The 419-nt window shown below is 63.2% G+C and carries 1 protein-coding gene; it reads left to right on the plus strand.

The window, feature by feature from the left end:
• A partial coding sequence (locus tag AAHZ94_RS35065; protein ID WP_349997685.1) for a flavodoxin-dependent (E)-4-hydroxy-3-methylbut-2-enyl-diphosphate synthase occupies positions 1-419 on the plus strand: 419 nt, incomplete at both ends.

Below are 419 nucleotides of genomic sequence, written 5' to 3' on the forward strand. Positions count from 1 at the left end.
GCGGTGGCGTTCGGTGCGTTGTTGGCGGAGGGGATCGGCGACACGATTCGGGTGTCGTTGTCGGCGCCGCCGGTGGAGGAGGTGAAGGTGGGCATCCAGATTTTGGAGTCGTTGAACCTTCGTCCGCGGCGGTTGGAGATCGTGTCGTGTCCGTCGTGTGGGCGGGCGCAGGTGGATGTGTACAAGTTGGCGGATGAGGTGACGGCGGGCCTTGAGGGGATGGAGGTTCCGTTGCGGGTGGCGGTGATGGGGTGTGTGGTCAATGGTCCGGGTGAGGCGCGTGAGGCGGATCTGGGTGTGGCCTCGGGCAATGGCAAGGGGCAGATCTTCGTGAAGGGCGAGGTCATCAAGACCGTGCCGGAATCGAAGATCGTGGAGACCCTGATCGAGGAAGCGATGAAGATCGCCGAAGAGATGGA

It is taken from the genome of Streptomyces sp. HSW2009, from assembly GCF_040240285.1.
GTDB lineage: Bacteria > Actinomycetota > Actinomycetes > Streptomycetales > Streptomycetaceae > Streptomyces.